The organism is Microcoleus sp. D2_18a_B4 (assembly GCF_036702475.1).
Lineage (GTDB): Bacteria > Cyanobacteriota > Cyanobacteriia > Cyanobacteriales > Microcoleaceae > Microcoleus.
The window spans coordinates 136693-156702 of record NZ_JAUBTL010000008.1; the positions used below are offsets into that span (position 1 = coordinate 136693).

A 20010-nucleotide genomic window follows, 5' to 3' on the forward strand; every position below is an offset into this window, starting at 1 on the left:
CAACAAAATTCACTCTTTGTGGAACGGGCCGGAGAGCCCGTTATTGAGAATGCTACAAGATGTGAGTTAACTCAGATTTGTTAACATAGTCAGAGACGGATAAATACTTTCATAACCGAGTTGTTGCGTAAATTCTAACCAATTCAACAAGGAAAAATCAATGTTCTGTGAACAATGCGAACAAACAGCAAGCGGACAAGGATGCCATCAGTTTGGTGCTTGTGGGAAAAGTCCTCAAGTGAATGCTATCCAAGATTTGCTGATTTATTATCTGCGCGGGTTGGCTCCGATTGCCCTGAAAGCAAAGGAGTTAGGCATTGATACTCATGCAGTGGATGTCTTCACCTGCGAAACGATCTTTGCCACGATGACGAATGTCAACTTTTCCGAAAAGCGGTTTGTTGAGTATCTCCAAGAAGCGATCGCCCATCGCGCCAACCTCAAGGCTCAAGTGCAGCAAGCAACAGACACTCCACCCACGTGGGCTGCAATTTCCGACTTTGAACCCAACTTTGAGGAGAGCCTGGTTGAGCAGGGTGAGCAGATTTCCCTCCAGTTCCTCAGTCAGTCTGCCTCGAATGTGGATATTTTCTCACTCAAACTCACAGTGCTATATGGGGTTAAGGGTCTTGCCTCCTACACCTTCCACGCCTACGAAGTGGGCCAGGAAGACGAGCGGGTGTATCGTTTCATTTATGAGGCACTTGTCGCCCTCGATAACCAGACCTTGAGCTTGCAGGAGTGGGTGGATCTTGCTCTTGAGGTGGGAGCCATTAATCTGCGCTCTATGGAACTATTGGATGCCGGACATACCGGTACCTATGGGCACCCAATTCCCACGCCTGTTCCCCTCAATCCACGGCAAGGGAAGGCGATTCTGGTTTCAGGACATGACATCAAACAACTCGAAGGCTTACTCAAGCAAACAGCAGACACTGGAATTACTGTTTACACCCACGGCGAACTTCTACCAGCCCACGGCTATCCCAAACTAAAACAGCAGTATCCCCATCTCTACGGTCACTACGGCACTGCTTGGCAGAACCAAACCAAGGATTTTGGCAAGTTCCCCGGTGCGATCGTGATTACGACCAACTGCTTAATGCCAACCCATTCCTATTATGAAAATAAACTCTTTAGCGTTGGCCCCGTCGGCTATCCGGGTCTGATTAACTTGAGTGAGATCGACAATGGCACACCCGATTTTACTCCCGTTATTGAGAAAGCACTGGCACTTCCCGGCTTTACTGAAGATGCACCCGCCAGGGAAGTCACAGTTGGTTTTGCCCACAATACAGTCCTAGGTGTGGCAGATAAAATCATTGAGGCTGTGAAACAGCGTAAAATCCGCCATTTCTTCCTGGTAGGGGGCTGTGATGGAGCCAAACCCGATCGCAACTACTACACCGAGTTCGTAGAAAAAGTGCCTGATGATTGTGTCGTGCTCACCCTAGCTTGCGGTAAGTTCCGCTTCTTCGATCGACAAATGGGCGACATTGACGGACTACCCCGCCTGATGGATGTTGGTCAGTGCAACGATGCCTACTCCGCGATTCAGATTGCTGTAGCCCTAGCCAATGCCTTTGAGGTAGGTGTCAACGATATACCCCTTTCCATGATTCTGTCGTGGTATGAACAAAAGGCAGTAGCCGTCTTGCTAACTCTCTTGCATTTGGGGATTAAAAACATTCGTCTAGGGCCGACATTACCGGCGTTTATTTCTCCCAATGTATTCAAGCTTCTGTCGGAGAAATATAACTTGCAGGCCATTACCACCCCTGATGCCGATCTGGCAGCTTGCTTGAGCCCATTAGCAGTCATTCGCTAAGTCTATTCAGACGGATTCATCTGCGTTAATCTGTGTTTATCTGCCCTCATCTGCGGTGAAAAAAAGAGAATTTATCGAGCCGCAGATGATAAGGGATTGACGCTGATTCACGCAGATGTCGAGAAGAGAGATAGGAATGGGCGTGCGATCGGATGGAGATTCATATTCTCAAAGATGGCAGTCGGATTTTTACAGGCTACCCGAGTCAAACGAATCTCGCTGAGTCGGAGTTATGAACCCGATCGCACTAAGCATCGAGCATCCAAGCAATACACTTTTGCATTTGATTGCTCATTGTTTGTCGATCGGCATTATACCTGCGGCCGTGTCCCGGCAACACCCATTCAAACGAGTAATTAGCCAAATTCTGCATAGATTTGATTTGTTCCGGCCAAGAATACCAACAGACATCGTGAAAGCCAACTAGCTGCTGCAAACTTTCCGACCAAGCAAGATGATCGCCGGTGAACAAAAACTTGTTATTGTAAAGCAAAACTGTGTGACCTTTCGTGTGACCGGGCACCGATATAATCAACAAATCATCTGCTAGTTGATACGGTTCGGTGGGCGACAATTGCATTTCTACACGGCAAGTATCAGCGTTAATTTCGTCATAATGAATGATGCGATCGCACCCAAAATGCTCGTGGTATAGTTGATGCTCAGCCACATCATCGCGGTGAGTCAAGTACATATAGCGAATGCCGCCCATTGCTTCTATGTTTTTGACTAGCGGCGGTACAAAACGGGGAGAATCAACTAAAATATTGCCTTCGGGGCGGACAATTAAATAGCTGGCTGCGGCGTAGGAATTCTCTGAGTGGTAGCCGCAGTGATAGACATTTTCTGCTATGAGTGCGGGTAACAGTTGCTGAGCTTCTTTGATCCTTTTGGGTTTTTCTACAGTCCCTATCGAACTTGTAGGACAAGACAAAAGAGCCGCGAGCGATCGCATTTCTTCAGTGTCATTAGTTGGCTGGTGGTAAACCGCAGACTGTTCTCCCGCTTGACCAAATACTTCAGGTGCCATCCACCGACAAGTATCGCAGTCAATGCAGGTATTGTCTACTTGACACTCCCCTGGCTAAAGCCGAGGGGATTCTTGATTCGCAGAATCGACTTGCCGATGCAGAATTACTTCAACATCGGTAGCGGTCAACTCTCCACAAGCGTTCGGATCTAAGATCCAAGTTCCGACGTGCCCCGCCGTACTCAATCCCCGACTTAGGATATTTCTACCTGCGTTGTGATCGCGATCTAATACACATCCACACCGACAAGCGTGAGTTCGCGTTGATAGACTTTTCTTAACAATGGTTCCGCAGCTAGAACATTCTTGACTCGTCCCGTGGGCTGGCACGGCAATTGTAATCCTTCCGAATACTTTACCGAAATATTCCATCCACACTCGAAACATATACCAAGATGCGTCGTTAATCGATTTAGCTAAGCAGTGATTCTTCACCATGTTTTTGATTCTCAAATCTTCATAGACTACACAGTCGTTTGACTGGATGACGCATCTTGCTAATTTCACAGCAAAATCTTTACGCTGTCTACTTATTTTGAGGTGGCGTTTTCCTAGAATTACCCTAGCTTTTTTTCTATTTTCTGAACCTTTGACTCGCTTTGAAAGCCGCCTTTGGGCTTTCTTTAGTCGGCGCTCTCCTTTGCCCAGAAAACGCGGATTTTCGACTGTAACACCATTAGAGTCTGTGTAGAACTCTTTGAGCCCCACGTCTAATCCAATAGCATTACCTGTAACTTCAATCTTCTCGGAACGGTCAACTTGAACGCAAAACTGGATGTAGTATCCATCGGCTCGTTTGACTAAGCGCACTCGCTTAATTTGGCTAAGCTGATAGAAATGTAAGTCTCGCGTTCCTTTTAATTTGAGTTTCCCGATTCCATTCTTATCTGTAAAAGTGATAGATTTCCGGTCTGTCGCTAGACGCCACCCGGTCGTTTTGTATTCGACTGAGCGGTTGTCTTTCTGGAATTGCGGAAATCCCTTTTTCCCGGGAATTTTCTTTTTACAGTTGTCGTAGAAGCGGGCGATTGCCGACCACGCTCTTTCGGCGCTTGATTGTCGAGCCATGCTATTCAATTCATCGCAAAACGGAAACTCTTTAGCTAAAACAGCGCTGTACTTATTCAAGTCATATTTGTTGACTTTTTGGTTTTCCATCCAAAAGCGCAATGCTTTGTTACGGATGAACTGCACTGTTCTAATTGCTTCATCTACAGCATCGAATTGCTGCTTTTTACCGTATGCTTTGAATTCAAAAACTAGCATGACTTCGACCTCATCACGTTCTTCTTATGCTAACAGCACTAGCTTAATATCATCAAAGTGTTTACAAGACTTTACAGAGTTGTATCCTAAGTTGCAATCCTAATATCTAATGAAAGATACTGGGAAGCTAAAGCCTCCTTCTCCCTTTCATCCCCGGACTAAAGTCACGGGGTTTTCATGTTCGATTTCTATAAATTATGGTAACAATGAGTACCCCCCACATCCCGACGGGGGATTAAACCCCGTCTCACAGACCAAGCCGATTAAAACTCACCTCTTGCAGCATTCTCAAAAACGGGCAAGATGCCCGTTCCACAAGAGATTAATTTTCTTGTGGAACAGGCATCTTGCCTGTTCCTAAAAGGATTATTGACAATGGTGCAATATCTAAGTTTCAATCAACAATTCTACTGCTGATCCGCTGGAAAAGCACCCGCTTTCACCGCCACAGTAACAGGTTGTCCGCCGCGGCTTAATTCAAGCTGCAGATCGCTGCCCACTGTACTTTTCTCGACAATTTGCTGTACGCTGCCAGCATCAGTTACTTCTTTACCGTTGATTTTCTTGATCACATCGGCAAGGCGAACTCCAGCTTGTGCCGCCGGAGAATTTTTCGCAACTCCCAAAACTAACACACCTTTATCTTCAGTCAGCCTCAATTTGGTGTTGGGATTTTTATTGAATTCTGCCTTGACTTCGGGAGTAATGCTCAACATCCGAACGCCGAGATAAGGATGTTCGGCTTTTCCTACTGTTACTAATTGGTCGGCAATTTGTTGTGCTCGATCGATCGGAATAGCAAAACCCAATCCTTGAGCGCCTTGAATAATCGCCGTATTCATGCCGATAACTTGACCGCGCTGGTTCAGCAGCGGCCCACCAGAATTGCCGGGATTAATCGCAGCGTCGGTTTGAATAAAGCTAACGCGCTTGTCGGGAACACCGACATCGGCGCTAGAACGGCCTGTAGCGCTAATAATGCCCACAGTCACAGTATTGTCCAAACCGAGGGGATTGCCGATCGCGATCGCCCATTCTCCCGGCTGTAACTCTTCAGATTTGCCCAAACTCACCACAGGCAAATTGTTAGCTTCTATTTTAACAACAGCCACATCAGTAACTGTATCGACGCCTAAAACTTTGCCGACAAATTCGCGGCCATCCTTCAGTTTTACCGTCACCGTATCCGCCCCGTTAACCACGTGAGCGTTAGTCAAAATGCGGCCATCAGAACCAAAAATAAAGCCCGAACCGGAACCCCTTTCTACCCGATTTCCCGGTTGAATGGGAGATTCTGAACCGAAGAAGCGGCGGAATTGTTCGGGTATCTCATCTGGAACTTGGTTCGTCACCGTGCGAGACGAATTGATCCGCACAACTGCCGGGCCGACTTCCTGCACAACTTTAGTAACAAAATTAGAGTCTTGAGAGGGCAGTATATTCGCAGGCAGTGCTGAGATTGGCGCTGGAGTTGAAGGTGCAGCTTGAATGGCGTTAGAACTTCCAGGAACTTGAGAAGTTAGGGCGTTGCACCCAACTGTTGCGGTGGAGCCGAGCAAAATGAGGGAGAAAAAAGCAAGTTTTTTCGGCAAATAGAAACGGCGAGAACGCACAGTTGTAGCAGGCATATTTTTGGTTGACATAGTATTGAGTTGGTGGGAGTTAGAGGGAGAGTTATAATTATGGTTTTGCATTTTTAGCACCTACTGTAATTAAATTAGAACTAAAGGTTCTTTAATTTTTATTCAAGCATTGATGATATCTGCTTGACTGGTGGGGTTTACCCTACAAGCTGGGGTAGAAACCGGACAGTTGCAGGCAAATTGTTTGTGGATTCGAGCTTTTGAGTGCGATCGAACTGGGTCGGCACTGGCGAATTACTGTCTGAGTGCGATAATACAAACTACGGTAGCCAGCTCGCATATTCCGCATTTCCCGCGAACTTTTCACAGGATTGATATCCGAAGTCATTCGATTTTAGATTTTAGATTTTAGATTTTGGATTGACTTGCGCGAGATAAATTCGGGGGCTTGAGGATTTTAGATTTTAGATTTTGGATTGATTCCACGGATAAATCACGTGGCGGGTACCACCTTTGAAATTCTTGGTCAAAAATAATCCTGGACTCAACCAAACCAGGTTTCTACGCAAAATCTTCGTTGGGAGCGATCGACGTTAACCTAGAAACGAAGTTTTTGACCGCGCCTGCATCCAGGAAGGATAGCAGCTAAAGCACCGGAAAGCCTCACCCTAAAGCCGGAAGTAAAAAACCTGTAATATCGTTTTCGGTTGTATCGGAATGATTTAACCGCAGAGGGCGCAGAGAACGCAGAGGGAGAGAATACACAGAGGAATAATTCCGATGCTACCGGATTTGATATAAAGCCTCAAGCTAAAGTACCAATTAAACCTAAGTCAATCGATTTTAGATTTTAGATTTTAGATTAAAGAATTGAAGCATTGACTTGCGCGAGATAAATTCGGGGGCTTGTATCCTGGATGCTTTCGGTCACAATAGCCTGCCAAAACTCTTTTCAAATCTTAATGTTGAACCTAGGGAGGAATTTTATTGCTCCATAGGTTCAATGGAACTAACCGAATCGATTTCCCTCGACTTGTTCCTCGAACTTTCCAAAACATCAACAGTATTCTTAATAAAACCAGCCATCGGCACAGCAACTAACAAACCTGCTATTCCTGCCACCTTAACTCCCACCAGCAGTGACACTAAAATCCACACAGGATTGAGACCTATAAAACCGCCTAATAACCGAGGAGCAACCCCGCTTTCTATTATTTGCTCAATTACTGTAGCGACAGCTAAAACTGTGACGCCGAGCCAAAAGTTGTTTAATGTGATCAGCAAACTGACAAGGCAAATACTGAAAGGTGCCCCGAAGGGAATCATAGTCATTACACCCACACCCAAACCGAACAGAAGTCCGAAGGGAACTCGCATAATTAAAAAAGCAACAGTGATAGACAATCCCATCAAGCCCGCCAAAGTTGCTTGCCCGACGAAGTAGTTGTGGAAGCTTCGCGCCAGTAACTCTCGCAATTGAAGGCTATGCTTGGAAGGAAACCATTTAAACAATCCTTCCCATACGCGATCGCCGTGCAAGAGCAAGTAGAATGTCACGACTATTGTGAGGAGGAAATTCAACAGACTGTCTGCAGCACCCAAGCCAAATTTGAGAAGTTCGCCAGTGAGTGACTGCAATTGAGATGAAAGTCGATCGCTCAATTGGGTAGTCAAACCGCTAACATCAATGCGGAGATTGCGATTTTCCGCCCAATTGTGGAATGCTTCAATCTGTTCTGTGCCAGAAACTATCCAAGTCGGCAGTCGGGTGGCGAGTTCAGTGATTTGGTTTAGCAGAATGGGTGCCAGAGTGATACCTAAAACCACCAATAGCAGTAAAGTCAAAAACAATACCGACAAAACTGCTCGATCGCGCTTCAAGCCGTATCTGTGCAGAAAGCGCACTGGATAATCTAGCAAAAAAGACAGCACTGTAGCCACTACCAAAACTGTAATCAGGGCGCGAAAATATTCAAAGACTAGGAGGGCTAACCAGCAGTTGAGTACCGCTAGGGGAAATACCAGTCCGTAAGTCCACCACTGCTGCAGTTGAGTGAAACGTCTCATCTAAGTTAACCGAGTTAAAATTTGAGATGCAAGATGTGAGATTGGCGCTGCTATTTGCCCTTCTCTGTTAACCATTTTATAGTGCATTTATTTATACCCGACTGCTGAAACTTCTCAGTTGCTCTGCCAGGGTAAATTGGGTTGCTGGCAGGCAGTGCCTGCCACAACTATGTTATATCGTTTCCGCTGGTATGGATATATTACCTGCGAAAATAATTTCTTTTCGGTTGGCACGGCAGCGGTTTGCAGCGCGCGATTCAGCCTTTTTCACCATGCCGTTCGAGAGCTAATTGAATTAAACGGTCTACTAATTCAGGGAAAGAAATGCCGTCCGCTGCCCACATTTGCGGATACATACTGGTAGCTGTAAAGCCAGGAAAAGTGTTGATTTCGTTAATCAAAACTTCTCCGGTTGATTCAATGTAGAAAAAGTCTACTCGCGCTAAACCTGCCGCGTCTACAGCCAAAAATGCTTGCACTGCCATTTCTTGGATTTGCGAGACGATCGCACCGCTGACTTTTGCCGGGATTGAGCAGTCGGCTTGTCCCTGGGTATATTTAGTTTCGTAGTCGTAGAAATCGCTTTGAAAACTAATTTCTCCCACCGTTGAAGCTTTGGGGTTGTCGTTACCTAAAACTGCACATTCTAATTCTCTAGCCACCACACCCGCTTCGACAATTATCCGCCTGTCGTAGCTGGCGGCGCTGTCGAGAGCAGCTTCTAATTCAGCGCGCGATCGAGCTTTAGAAATTCCCACAGACGAACCCAAATTGGCCGGTTTAACAAAGCAAGGATAGCCCAAAGCTGCTTCAATTTTATCACAGAGTTTAGGGAAAACGCAAGGATTAGACCAGATTTCCGAACGGTTAACAGCGATGTATTTTACCTGCGGCAAACCAGCTTGAGCAAAAGCCATTTTCATGGCAATTTTATCCATTCCCAGCGCCGAACCTAAAACCCCGGAACCGACAAAAGGAACTTGCATTAATTTCAGCAACCCTTGCACCGTACCATCTTCACCGTTTGGCCCGTGCAAAACCGGGAACCAAACATCTACAGCATTAAAATTAGGAAATTGTCCAGCCGGAGAGTCGTCTTCTCCTGTTTGTTCCTCTATTTCCAGAGGTTTTCCGGTGGCTAAGACTTGTTGAGGTAATGTTCCCGACAGCCAGCGGCCGTTTTTTTGGATATAAAAGGGCAGAACTTCGTATTTAGACGCATTTTCCTCCGCAGCGAGGGCGCCGGCGATCGCCCGCGCCGAACTAATTGAGACTTCGTGTTCGCCCGATCGCCCCCCGAACAATAGCCCGATCCGCATCATTGTCATTTTTCACTACTCCTAGGACTTTTCGACAAATATACACGCAGAGAGCGCAACTAAGGCACATACGAACCGCTTTAAGACTACTTATCTCCTCCCTTCCACTCTTCCTCTGTGTCCTCTGCGCCCTCGGCGGTAAAAAAAATTACATCTTCTTAGAAAAGTTCACCAGTAAGCCGTCCCCTATCTCATTCCGGTGCTATTTAAAGCATTTCCCCCGTCAAACTAAAAGCGCGAATATCTGTAATTTTAACCCGCACAATTTTACCCGCCAATTCAGCAATATCGCCCTTAAAAAATGTGAGACGATTGCCGCGAGTGCGCCCCATCACCTGAGTTGAATCTTTAAGATTCTGGACTTCCACCAAAACCTCTTCAGTGCGTCCGAAATAGCGCTGCGATCGTTCCATCGCCGTTGTTGTGACTACATGATTGATTCGTTGCAGGCGATCGGCTTTCACCTCCTCACTCAACTGATTTTCCCACAAAGCGGCCGGCGTCCCAGGGCGAGGGGAATAAGCAGCAGTATTCACCAAATCGAAACCAACATCTTCGATTAACTTCAAAGTCTTCTCAAACTGCGCTTCCGTCTCCCCAGGAAAACCGACAATCGCATCTGCAGTAATCGAAGCATCCGGCATATAACGGCGAATTGTATCAATAATCCGGCGATATTTTTCCTGAGTATAACCCCGCGACATCGCCTTCAAAATATCATTATCTCCCGACTGAAAAGGAATGTGAAAATGTTCGCAAACCTGCGGTAATTCCGCACAAGCCTTAATCAATCTTTCCGTAAAATAGCGCGGGTGGCTAGTAGCAAATCTGAGGCGATCGACTCCAGGCACATCCTGCACAAAATAAAGCAAATCCGTCAAAGTATGCTGGTTGCTGCCGTCCGGTTTTGTCCCCGGCAAATCGCGTCCGTAAGCATCAATATTTTGCCCCAACAAAGTTACTTCCTTGTAACCTTGACGGCCCAAATCCTCCATTTCCGCGCGAATTGCCTCCGGCATCCGCGACTGTTCAACCCCGCGAACATTGGGGACAACACAATAAGTGCAGCGTTCATTGCAGCCGTAAATTACATTCACCCAAGCAGTCACCTTGCTGTCGCGGCGCGGCTTAGTAATATCCTCCATAATCTCAACAGCTTCAGTCGCCACAACTTGATTGCCCTCAAAAACTTGTTCCAGCAAATCTTCAAGTCGGTTAGCGTGTTGTGGCCCCATTACTAAGTCTAATTCCGGTACTCTCCGCAGCAGCGCTTCACCTTCCTGCTGCGCCACGCATCCAGCTACAATTAAAGTTAAACCCGGTTCTTGGCGCTTGCGATGAGCTTGCCTTCCCAGGTTAGAATAAACTCTTTGTTCGGCATTATCGCGAATTGTGCAAGTATTGTAGAGAATCAAGCTAGCTTCGTTCGGGTCTTCCGAGAACTCAAAGCCCATATTTTCCAGAATGCCGGCCATCCGTTCCGAGTCGGCTTTATTCATCTGGCATCCGAAAGTAGTGATGTGATAGCGGCGGGGTTTAACGGTCATGGCGAATTGCAGGCAAATAAAAAATATAGGTTTTCAACCTTAACCAACTATTATATAACAAGTCTAAACCCTTTGTGAACTTTTCTTTTTATCAGTGTTTTCTCTTTCTCAGCACCCTCTGCTGTTTATGAGACTTATTGCATAAATCTTTGATGGATAGGGGAAACCGCAGATAAACGCAGATAAACGCAAATGCCTTTCAAGATAGTTTGCAAAGGCATACAATCTTGCCTCTTAAAAAAACCACTTTCACAAATCTGTAGGGTGTGTGAGGCGCGGCGATTAACTTGCGCTACCGACAATCAATCTTAAACCGTGCATCACGCACCAAAATCTAGTTTTGGCGGTGCGTGAGTATTAAAAATATCACAGTTTGAGTTCAAAAACTACTCGCCCTCACGCACCCTACACCCAAAGTCCTGATGCTAAGGAATGAGAATTAAATAACTTACAATGCGTGATGGTTCTTGTGGGATGGGCGTCCCGCCCGTCCAGAAAGGGCGGGCTATAAGCCCAACCCCTACTCCCCACAAACTTGTGTAAATTATTTAATACTAATTTAATGTGAAGTTGCACATATCTCGATCCCCCTAAATCCCCCTGATTGTTGGGGAGTAGGGGTTGACTTTGAGAAGAATCTTGTCCCCCCCTTAGTAGGGGCGGTGCCCCCGTGCCCGCCCTCTTGGCTAGGGGGGATCGGATTCTATGCAACCTCATGAAAAATTGGTATAATTCGCGATCCTAATGTTTATTTGTGCCTATTTCTCTCTTTATTTTGTCTGTAAAAACTGTAAAATTGTTTTGGCAATACCTTGTGCAGCCAAATAAGGAACCCCATTGCCAACAGTTTTAAACATATTAGTCAACGTCATTTGGGCCGGCAGTGCAAAATCTTTTGGCAGTGACTGAATAGCCAGTGTTTCTGCAACAGAAAGCCGGCGAAGTTTGTAAGGGTGCAAATGAACTTCGTTATTGCCGTAACAAGCTGTTGGCGAATAACGCCATCGGTGCAATCGCTTGAAAGATTTTTTTGAATCATCTCCTTCATCAACGGACGCAAACCGCTTAAGACCTGCTTTGGGTTGAAAATAGTGTTCGGCATTGGGATGGTTGAGAACGTCATTTTTTTGGAACCAAAATTCTACCGTTAAATCTTGGGGAATGCCATCAGGACAAGGCACGAAACCATCACCTGCAAAGGCAGTTCTCTCCGGCCAAGGATGAGAAAAAATTTCTGATTTGGGATATAATATCTGACTTTGCCAAGGAAATAAACTTTCGGATAACATTTGGCTTTTTTCCTCTAGGGAAATGCCCAGATTTTTGACAAGGTTTTTTCTAAGCCCAATCAAAATAATTCTATCCCTATCTTGCGGGACACCGTATTCTATCGCATTAATTAAACGTTCGGCAAAAACGTATCCCGAATCAGCCAACTGATTTTTGAGTGCGTCGTAAAAAGCTTTATGTTTTTTGGTTCTCCACAAACCTTTGACATTTTCAAATAAAAAGAAATCTGGCTGCTGCTGGCAAATCAATTCAATGTATGAAGCTGAAAGTTGACCTTTATCTCCTTCCCCACCCCGGTTTTTGCCACCAATAGAAAAGTCAGGACAAGGCGGCCCCGCGATAAATCCCACAATATCGTGATGCTTGCGGGCATCCTGCATCAATTCCCGCAGGCGAAAAGCGGGTTCTCCCCCTACAAGTCGAGTTACATCTGCTTCCTCTCCTTCGCAATATCCGTATTCTGGTAGCGGCAAATTCATGCACTGCCGAGAATAGCGGTATGCTTGCATGAAAGGTGGGAAAATTTCATTGACATACGCTACATTAAAGCCGATCGACTCAAAACCCAGATCGAGCAAGCCAGAACCCGAAAAAAATGAGAATATACAGGGGATGGGGAATTGGGAATTGGGCATGGGGAATTGGGAATGGGGCATGGGGAATTGGGCATGGGGAATGGGGCATGGGGAATTGGTAGAATAGCCGGGGCGGGTTTATTAGATTATGGATTTGAGGCGATTATTGTGGGTAAAAACCGCCGCTACAGATATTCTTACAACCATTGGCCACCTCGGAAACGCCAGTGGGGAAACAAAATTCGCATCAGTGTTTGCGATGCCAGATAAATAGCCAGCCACACTAAACTATAATGCAAAGCAAAAGCTCCCAAGTCAAAATCTTGTGCAGGTATCCCAGGCAAACCGATAATTTTGATTAAAAATAACACAAAAAGTGCTTCCCAAATCCCAGCGAGTAATTGAAACGCGCCGGGCCAATCTCGATCCCAGCGGAACTGCTGGATGTATATATATAAAGCATCCCAGCCGATGCCAAAAATCGCTACATACCCTAAAATCCAGAAAAAGATTGAGCCTGATTGGGAGGTAATTAAACCCAGACAAAAGGGCAGCGTTACTAAAACGCCTACGGTTGCAAATAACAATAACCGAGTTTGCCAACGGCCGAATAAGGTGGGAGTCATGCGATTTTAGATTTTAGATTTTGGATTTTAGATTGAATGGGAAGGTTGTTCGATTTTAGATTTTAGATTTTAGATTTTAGATTGAATGGGAAGGTTGTTCGATTTTAGATTTTAGATTTTAGATTTTAGATTGAATGGGAAAGTTGTTCGATTTTAGATTTTAGATTTTAGATTTTAGATTGAAGGCGAAGTTCGTTTTAATCACTTAAATCTTACATCTTTTACCATTTTCAAGAACAGGCAAGATGCCTGTTCCACAAAGAGTGAGTTTGCTTGTGGGGGGGGCATCCTGCCCGCCCGTAAAAAACCTATTGAAATAGTGCAATATCTCAGTTAAATCCATTAAATCCTGTACATTGCTTGTTGCCGAGCTTCCTCCTTCAAGTTAGCCGGGAGATTTATTTAAAACCCACTTCAACCACTGCACGAACGATCGCCAAACGCTCAATTTCCGCACACCCAGAACTCGGTTGGCGGCCAGACTTTCAACCGATCGCAAGGCGGCGTATTGCAAGCCCAAAAAACTGTCTACCGGCGCGTAAGGCCCCCCCAAAGTAATCGCGCCGGCTGCGTATACCCGGCCTTCTGTGTTGCTAGCAGAAGAATTCCGCAATTCGGGCACTTCAAAATCGTTGTTAACACTCAGCCGGCCCAAACCGTTGAGGGGAAGATTATATTGAGCTACCAAATCGTTTAACAGGGGACTGGTTTTTACCTTAGCGTCCAAACCCGTAGCGTCAATAATAAAATCAGCCTCTAACTTAATTTGCCCTTTAAGTTCCTTCTCCTTAATGTACGTCACCGTGCGGTTTTGACTGTCGCGCTCGACTCGCTCGACTTCCCCGAAGGTAATTTGATACCATCCTTGACTTAAACCTTCTTTGACAATCCGCCGCCAGTCGCTGCGCTGGGCGGTGGTAGTGCCGCCCCAGTCTGTGAGCAACTGCGGCCGCAATTCAGGGGCGACTTTTTCCAAAAGTACGCGGAGTTCCCCGCCCCAGCAAGCTTTCGGCCAGTTGAAAGGTTGAAATTCGTAGTGATTTTCGACTCTTCGCTCAGCGAGTTTAAATTTGTTACCTTGAGGTTTGGGCGATCGCATCAAATGCAATACTTGAATGTTGCGGTTCCGCTGTCGCGCTTCGTAAATTCGCTGCACTACGCGGGAAGCGACAATTCCCCGGCCTCTAATTAACACGCTGCCACCGCTGGCTTCCAATTTTTCGTAAACACTGTCGTGGCTTTCGTAAGCGTTGACAACCGACTCAAAATCCTGGGTTTTTTCGCGGTAAGCTTGCAAGTCGGGCAGAAATTGAATGGCGGGATAGCCGGTGGCTAAGTGTACGTATTTGGCGATTAAAAAAGCGTGCTCGCGGTGATCCGCATTCGATCGAGAATAAGCGATCGCGTACCTGCCGTCATCTGTTTTGCGAATTCCCCGCACTCTACCGTAGCGAAACATCTGATTCCACCCAATTCGATCGACTTCCCTGTCAATAGAATCAAACACATTTCCCGCGCGAGGCGTATAAGTTTCGGCAAAAGTCGGTTCAGCAAACACCTGCCACATCAACTTCAGTGATACTCCCAAACGCCCTTTGAGCAATTCCCGCCAAGCTTCCCGCAAAGCATAGGGAGGCCACCCCCAAATATTGTCTGGACAAGAGTCAGAATTCGATCGTAGGCGTTCCCGCAGCGGAATTTGGGAATTCAGGCATAGACGCAGATAGCGGGCGTAAGGCTGGTTTTCCATGCCCAAAACCGCAATTCGATCGATTTTCACGCCGCAAATTCTCAGCAAATCCACCCAAATAAAACTGCCCAAACCGCCGCCAACGGCAGCCCAATCAACTTCTGTCATAGGGAGTCCCATAGATTGGAGCGATCGCATTGACACTTGAGAAGCTTGCAAAAATGCGATCGGCGGAAATTCTCCCCTACTACCTGTTTGAGGAACCTGCAACATTATTGGCTGCCCCAATGTGGGGTCTGGCCCATTGGTCTGCGGGTTAAAGAAAATGTGAGAATTGACCGATGGCGTTTCTGGGGAATTCACAGCAAAAGAAATGCCGATCGCGTAGGGCCCAACTTGCAGCATATCCCCGTTTGCCAGCACGCAACGGGTTTGGCGAATGCCGTTAACAAAAGTACCGTTACGGCTACCCGTGTCAGTAAGTAAAATACTGTTACCTTCGGTGCCAATCACTGCGTGAAAGCGAGAAACTTGACTGCTGCTGAGGGCAATTCGAGAAACTCGTTTCCCGTTGATAGTGGCGGGCATAGCTTCAAAAATTCGTCCCAAAGCGATGGGTAAGTCGAGTATGGGGGATCGACAATCCCCCGTAGCTGTATCTGTCCAAGTCAGTCGCAGGCGCAAGGGTTGAGAATTCATGATTATTTTTTAAACATCAGCCGTCGGCTTTGAGCTTTCTGCAAAAAAGATTTGTGAATTTGAGAGTGTTTAGCGGATACCCTGATTTTCCGTTTTTCTTAAATCTTGCACCATTGTCAATTAGCCTTTTATGAACAGGCTTTCCGGCCTGTTCCACAAGAAAATTCACTCTTTGTGGAACGGGCCCCAGAGCCCGTTCTTGAGAATGGTGCAACATCTCAGTTTTTCCAACTTTCACGGAGACAGCATCACACTCGCCGCCGCCGCCAAAGAAGTACCGCACCACGGACACCCCGCATTCAACTGTGCGTAAGGCGAAATTCGGCTGCATTTGGGACACTGCAAACCATATTGTGAAGGCCCCGTCGGGTGAAAGTTAGTAGGTGCGGGAGGCCCAGACAGCAAAACAGTCTGGGGCGCGGCTACCTGCACCTGTGTCACATTCACCACCTCAATTTGCACTTGGCCTAAATGGATGTGGCTTCCCGAGTTCAATTTTGCTTCGCCTCGGGCGAGAATTTTTCCGTCTACCAGCGGCGGATTGCTTTCGCGCAAATTCCGCACTGCATACTCCTGCAATTCCTGATTAAAAAATATTTCAACGTGCAGCCCCGATACGCTGGGATGCGAAAATACTATATCGCACTTCGCCGGATCGCGCCCTAGCCTGACGGTTCCCGGATTTTTGCTCGGCTGTCCGTTTTCAATTGTCAGAGTTTGACGAACCCCAGCTTCTGTCCATGCTAAAGTGAGCTGGTTTGTCATGATTGTATAGTGTGCTGCTCAAAAATATAAAAAAATATTAACTGATTTATTTTGAGGACGGACTTCCTCACCAAAAAACTTAATTATAATTATTGACGCCGACTCGATCGCACTTCTAAAAATATTATGTGCAGCACAACAAAAAAGCCCTGACTTCGGGGCTTTTTGTACTCGTATTGGCTTTTTTTTGAGAGACTGACTCGCGTTTACCGAAGAAGAATTCAGAATTCAACAGCCAGAATCCAGAATGGATTGTGTGCGACAGGATGGAAAATTGGGGTTTGAAGCCCCCGCTTTTAATCGTGGAAGATAAAAATTCTTTCCGTGACAGTTACACCTCATATGTTGCACCATTCTCAATAATCCTTTTATGAACAGGCAAGATGCCTGTTCCACAAGAAAATCTACTCTTTGTGGAACAGGCCGGAAAGCCTGTTCTTGAGAATTGTGCAAGATGTGAGTTACACCTCACTTGGGGCATGGGGTATTCTGAATTCTGAATTCTGTCTTCTGACTACTTCTCATCAGCTTTTCTTTCCCGCACAATTATTTAGCGCAGCTTGGTTAAAAAATTGCCGTTCAAGATTGGCCAGCGATTGCTAAAAACTAATTCCTGTGGGATTTTCACCCTTGCGAGGCTTTGGTGCGCTAGTCACGAATTTTGGAGGTTGGACGATCGAACTACCTTGGTAACTTCGATCGCCCCACCTCCTCAAACGTTTACTGTCCTAGTGCTATCTCTCACGCTGCAACTGTGCAATCTTTCATTACAGGGCCAGCCTTCAGAGACTTAAGCTTCGCTCTTGCGGCTTTTCCGACCGCCTTCGCGACCAATTTGAGCCATGTGTTCGCGATTTCTGCTGACAGCTTCGCCGCCTTTTTGACCAGCTTGTCTGGCTTCTTCAGGGGTGAATTCGTGTGCAGTTCCTTTCTCGTGTGCAGCTTTTCCGCCTTTGCTAGCAATTGCGCGCTGTTTTTCTGCATCCATAGAAGCGAATCCGCGTTTGCTTTTCTCAGCCATGACTGTCTCCTTGTTTGTTTCTGATTTTTTAGCTCGATCGCGCCTTCGCCTCCCACTGTCATGGTTACTCCCAGTCAGTGGTGAGATATCCGACGGTAAATTATGAAACCTCATCTGACGAATCTAAGCTTTTGGTTTAACTCGCAGAATGAATCTTTCATCATTTACAAATGTGAACTAAAAATAGTTCACGCCCGGGCACTATAGTTAGAGCCGCCAATGTTTTAAGCTGGTTACTGTCTTTCAATCATTCTATAAACCCCCCCGACTTTTATACCTCTTTCTCAGGTATAGTCATTCTTTAGTTCGCTGGAAGGATGCTTTAGTTCGCAGGAAGGATGGAACCGAAAGCTGATTGGCAGTAGACTCAGAGGATTTTTCGACTCGGGCGGCGCCACCTCAAAAATTAAAAGTCCAAAGACGGATGCTTTTTTGGTCTTTTTACTTTTTTTTTGGGGCATTCCGCGCTTGCCAGTTATCCCGATGTGAGTTGGTCTGCCGATCGAGTTGTTTCTGGTAAGCGATATTTTGGGGCGCAGCGCAGGACGTACTCGATCGCACTGATCAAGTTTACCTTATGACCTATCGACACATACATCGGCTTTACCCCTGTTTGCGTCCTCAGCGCGGCTCCTACCGTTGAGCCCTCCAACAGCAAGGGTTGCCAACTGCCCCGATCGAGTCCGACTTCTGAATGTTCTCCAATAAATCGATTTTTGGCAACTCCGATCGTGGGAATCCCTGTCAAAACCCCCAAATGGCAAGCAAGACCGAATCGGCGGGGGTGGGCTAGTCCTTGACCGTCGCACAATATCAAGTCTGGCGTCAAACTGATATTTTCCAAAGCTTCGAGAACTGCCGGCACTTCTCGAAAAGACAGGAAACCCGGAATATAAGGAAAAGTTGTAGGACTGCGAACCACAGCTTGCTGCTGCAACTGCAAGTCGGGAAAGCTCAGAACTGTTACAGCGGCCCGCGATACATCGTTTGCACTGTCGTAGCCGACATCTACGCCTGCGACGTACCGAACTGTGTCCAGTTGATTTTCGGTAATTACCTCTGACCGAAGCTGTTCTTGAATGGCGATCGCCTCTTCAACTGTCTGCGGCCAAGGGTGTCGCTGCAACATTTTGATTTCTCTTCAACCGTTCTCATCTAAGCTTAACTTATTTTCGGGCATTTTTAAACTCGGATCTTTATCGTTTGTAGCCATAAATTCCCAACTTGCCCAAGGAGTCTTTTTTTCTACTCAGGAGGGTTGAGCAAGGCCGGCCGATGCCAATTCTCCAAATAGAGTCTGTAAGTCGGAGATTGAAATTCTATCTTTCGCTTGTGCTGGAACCAACCCCCAAAGGTTTTATCGGCACACTTCTCCAATTTTCTACTCAAAATTTACAAAAAATACCTATTTGATGCTGATTTTTTAGCTTTCTAGAAAGCTTTGTCTTTCCGATCGCCCTTTTATCGCGGGTCGGAGAGCGATCGAGCTATCTATTTACTTCTGCTTTATCTAAAAAACTCCTGTTTGTCAAGATAATTGAAACATTTATTCATCAATAATCCCACCCAGCTACAAGTGCCATTGTTCATCCCCGCTCATCGAGCTAAGAGGTTCCCAGACCCTCGCAAGTATATGACTTTTATGAAAAAAAATCAATGAATTTATGAGTTGTTGCACCATTAACATGAAGCTATAATCTTAGATAAGATCGAATATAAAACTAACATCAATTAACACAACATAGGTAAATCAACATATGAAAACCATGCAAAGTGTTCAGTACAACCTAGCTCTCTACATCGTCGGTGGCATCGTCTTCATCATCGCCGCCTTAATTTTAAGACCTTTTGCCCTCGTCGGCCCAGGGGAACGCGGCGTTATGATGCGCTTCGGGAAAGTTCAAGACGCGATTTTAGATGAAGGCATTCACCCGATTTTCCCGATCGTCACCTCTGTAAAAACTCTCAGCGTGAGGGTACAAAAAACAGATTTAAAAGCAGATGCAGCATCCAAAGATTTGCAAAGCATTACGACCGATTTGGCAGTTAACTGGAATGTTGACCCCGCAAAAGTAAATCAAATTTACCAACAAATAGGAGACGAAGAACAAATTGTTGCCAGCATTCTGAGTCCGGCTATTTCGGAAGTTCTCAAAGCAGCAACTTCTAAAAAAACCGCCGAAGAAATTATCACTAAGCGCACCGAACTCAAAACAGAAATCGACAACAGCCTTAAAAAGCGCTTGGAACCTTACGGCGTCATTGTCAGAGATGTTTCGTTAATAAATTTTGGGTTTTCTCCAGAATTTAGCAAAGCCATCGAATCGAAACAAATAGCCGAACAAGAAGCTAAACAAGCAGAATTTACTGTTCAAAAAGCAACCCAAGATGCTAAAGCTGAAATTAACCGCGCTAAAGGTAAAGCCGAAGCTCAACGCTTGCAGCGGCAAACATTAACAGCCGAAATTTTGCAGCAGCAAGCAATTGAAAAATGGAACGGCCAGTTTCCGACAGTAATGGGAGGAGGCGGAACTTTGCCATTAATTAATATTGCGCCGCCGAGTTCTCAAGCTGCAACTCCTGCTAAATAAGCTGCTGCGGATCATGATGGCCAGGGCGCGGGGAGAAGGGGGGAGGGGGAGAGAGTCTGAGGGGGGGAAGAATAGAGGGTTTTTCACTGCGGATGTGAAGATGTGCTTTTTTA

15 protein-coding genes and 1 pseudogene are annotated in these 20010 nt (G+C 46.1%); 3 read left to right on the top strand and 13 right to left on the bottom strand.

Annotated features, from left to right (window positions below; genetic code table 11):
- Positions 1 to 160: 160 nt before the first annotated feature.
- Positions 161 to 1828 (top strand): hydroxylamine reductase, encoded by a 1668-nt coding sequence (hcp, locus tag QUB04_RS07510; RefSeq protein ID WP_333282931.1) that lies wholly within the window; start codon positions 161 to 163, stop codon positions 1826 to 1828.
- Positions 1829 to 2075: 247 nt separating this feature from the next.
- Here the strand turns inward: hcp and QUB04_RS07515 are convergent.
- From QUB04_RS07515 to QUB04_RS07550, 8 genes and pseudogenes are all read right to left on the bottom strand, one after another.
- Positions 2076 to 2909 (bottom strand): annotated as a pseudogene (locus QUB04_RS07515) (MBL fold metallo-hydrolase); the annotation flags it as partial.
- A 3-nt stretch (positions 2910 to 2912) separates the two neighbouring features.
- A complete protein-coding gene (locus QUB04_RS07520; RefSeq protein WP_333143302.1) occupies positions 2913 to 4124 on the bottom strand; it encodes a transposase in 1212 nt (403 codons plus the stop codon).
- A gap of 407 nt (positions 4125 to 4531) precedes the next feature.
- A complete protein-coding gene (locus QUB04_RS07525; protein ID WP_445301040.1) occupies positions 4532 to 5767 on the bottom strand; it encodes an HhoA/HhoB/HtrA family serine endopeptidase in 1236 nt (411 codons plus the stop codon).
- Between the two features lie 142 nt (positions 5768 to 5909).
- On the bottom strand, positions 5910 to 6095 hold the full coding sequence (locus QUB04_RS07530; protein ID WP_333282937.1) for a hypothetical protein: 186 nt from the start codon (positions 6093 to 6095) through the stop codon (positions 5910 to 5912).
- Positions 6096 to 6691: 596 nt separating this feature from the next.
- On the bottom strand, positions 6692 to 7774 hold the full coding sequence (locus QUB04_RS07535; RefSeq protein ID WP_333282940.1) for an AI-2E family transporter: 1083 nt from the start codon (positions 7772 to 7774) through the stop codon (positions 6692 to 6694).
- 257 nt (positions 7775 to 8031) lie between these two features.
- Positions 8032 to 9102 carry a D-alanine--D-alanine ligase family protein gene (locus QUB04_RS07540; RefSeq protein WP_333282944.1) on the bottom strand — a complete coding sequence of 357 codons (1071 nt, stop codon included), beginning with the start codon at positions 9100 to 9102 and terminating at the stop codon, positions 8032 to 8034.
- A 197-nt stretch (positions 9103 to 9299) separates the two neighbouring features.
- Positions 9300 to 10640 carry a tRNA (N6-isopentenyl adenosine(37)-C2)-methylthiotransferase MiaB gene (gene miaB, locus QUB04_RS07545; protein WP_333042505.1) on the bottom strand — a complete coding sequence of 447 codons (1341 nt, stop codon included), beginning with the start codon at positions 10638 to 10640 and terminating at the stop codon, positions 9300 to 9302.
- 770 nt (positions 10641 to 11410) lie between these two features.
- A complete protein-coding gene (locus QUB04_RS07550; RefSeq protein ID WP_333282947.1) occupies positions 11411 to 12508 on the bottom strand; it encodes a DNA cytosine methyltransferase in 1098 nt (365 codons plus the stop codon).
- Here QUB04_RS07550 and QUB04_RS07555 point away from each other — a divergent pair.
- Positions 12459 to 12632 (top strand): hypothetical protein, encoded by a 174-nt coding sequence (locus QUB04_RS07555; protein WP_333282999.1) that lies wholly within the window; start codon positions 12459 to 12461, stop codon positions 12630 to 12632. The genes QUB04_RS07550 and QUB04_RS07555 overlap by 50 nt on opposite strands.
- 70 nt (positions 12633 to 12702) lie before the next feature.
- Here the strand turns inward: QUB04_RS07555 and QUB04_RS07560 are convergent, their stop codons facing one another.
- The 5 genes from QUB04_RS07560 to nfi form a co-directional block, all read right to left on the bottom strand.
- Positions 12703 to 13131 (bottom strand): hypothetical protein, encoded by a 429-nt coding sequence (locus QUB04_RS07560; RefSeq protein WP_333048473.1) that lies wholly within the window; start codon positions 13129 to 13131, stop codon positions 12703 to 12705.
- Positions 13132 to 13516: 385 nt separating this feature from the next.
- Positions 13517 to 15520, bottom strand: coding sequence for an FHA domain-containing protein (locus tag QUB04_RS07565; RefSeq protein ID WP_333282951.1), 2004 nt, complete (start codon positions 15518 to 15520; stop codon positions 13517 to 13519).
- A gap of 234 nt (positions 15521 to 15754) precedes the next feature.
- Entirely contained in the window at positions 15755 to 16285 is a 531-nt protein-coding gene (locus tag QUB04_RS07570) for an FHA domain-containing protein (RefSeq protein WP_333282954.1), read from the bottom strand.
- A gap of 790 nt (positions 16286 to 17075) precedes the next feature.
- On the bottom strand, positions 17076 to 17306 hold the full coding sequence (locus tag QUB04_RS07575; protein WP_006631632.1) for a KGG domain-containing protein: 231 nt from the start codon (positions 17304 to 17306) through the stop codon (positions 17076 to 17078).
- 475 nt (positions 17307 to 17781) lie between these two features.
- Positions 17782 to 18435, bottom strand: a complete 654-nt coding sequence (gene nfi, locus QUB04_RS07580; RefSeq protein ID WP_333282957.1) for a deoxyribonuclease V — start codon at positions 18433 to 18435, stop codon at positions 17782 to 17784.
- Between the two features lie 628 nt (positions 18436 to 19063).
- Here nfi and QUB04_RS07585 point away from each other — a divergent pair.
- On the top strand, positions 19064 to 19897 hold the full coding sequence (locus QUB04_RS07585) for a prohibitin family protein (protein ID WP_333282960.1): 834 nt from the start codon (positions 19064 to 19066) through the stop codon (positions 19895 to 19897).
- Positions 19898 to 20010 lie beyond the last annotated feature (113 nt).